Source organism: Mycobacterium nebraskense (genome assembly GCF_002102255.1).
GTDB lineage: Bacteria > Actinomycetota > Actinomycetes > Mycobacteriales > Mycobacteriaceae > Mycobacterium > Mycobacterium nebraskense.
The window spans coordinates 1-1,070 of sequence record NZ_LQPH01000162.1; the positions used below are offsets into that span (position 1 = coordinate 1).

Genomic DNA, 1,070 nt, shown 5'->3' on the forward strand with positions numbered 1-1,070 from the left:
TGAACCATCCCGGGTTTCATGCACCCTCGGGGTTCTGTGAGCCGGCCGGTTGGTCGGCCACGCGTTGGGAATAGTAGCGGGCTTCGGCTTCGGCGGGTGGAACGCGTCCGAGGCGGTGCATGAGGCGCTGCTGGTTGTACCAGGCGACGTAGTCGGCGGTGATGTACTCGACGTCGCCCAAGGTGTTCAGGGGCCCACGGCGAAACGGGGAGTCGGCGCGGACGCATTCGTTCTTGTAGAGCCCGATCGTCGTCTCGGCCAACGCATTGTCGTAGGCGTCACCGACGCTGCCCACCGACGGCCGAATGGCTGAAAGGCTCAGCGTCTCACCGAATCTCACACTCGTGTACTGAGATCCGGCATCACTGTGGTGGATGGCCCCGTCGATGGGATGGCCCTGTCTGCGACGCAGTGCTGCTGCCTGACGGATCGCTGACTCGACGAACCGGGTGTGCTTGGAGCCCGAGGCCTCCCACCCGACGATCGTGCCGGCATAAGCGTCGATGACGAACGCAACATAGACAAACACACCCGTGATGAGCCGGACGTAGGTGAAATCGGCCACCACCAGCAGGTTAGGTGCGGACACGCCGAACTGGCGGTCCACCAGATCCGGCGGTCGCACCGCAGCCGGGTCGGCGATCGTGGTGCGGACCTTCTTGCATCGCCGCACGCCCTGCCAGCCGTTTCGCCGCATCAGCCGCTCCACGGTCGACTTGGCCACCGGGATACCTTCTCGCTGCAGATGGGCCCACATCTTCAGCGACCCGTATAGCGACTCCGGCTTCTTTCGGCCGTACTCGTCGGGCTCGTAGTAGCCGGCCAGGACCTCGGTGATCGTGGCATCCCACAGGGCCCGCTTCGAGGGCCCCCGGGCGGCCCAGGCGTGGAACGTTCTCGGGGCGATCGGCACTCCGTGCTCGGAGAGCACGCGGCAGATCGGAGCGACCCCGAAACGGCCCCTATTCTCGGCGATGAACTCGCAGACCGTAGCGGTCAGCGGCGGTTGCGCGGGTCGCTCTCCCGCACGAAGAAACTCGTTGCCGCTTTGAGGATCTCAATGGTTATCT

The 1,070-nt window shown here is 65.0% G+C and carries 1 pseudogene; it reads right to left on the minus strand.

Going from position 1 to position 1,070, the window contains the following annotated elements:
- Window positions 1-16 precede the first annotated feature (16 nt).
- A pseudogene (locus AWC17_RS24885) lies at window positions 17-1,070 on the minus strand (IS3 family transposase); the annotation flags it as partial.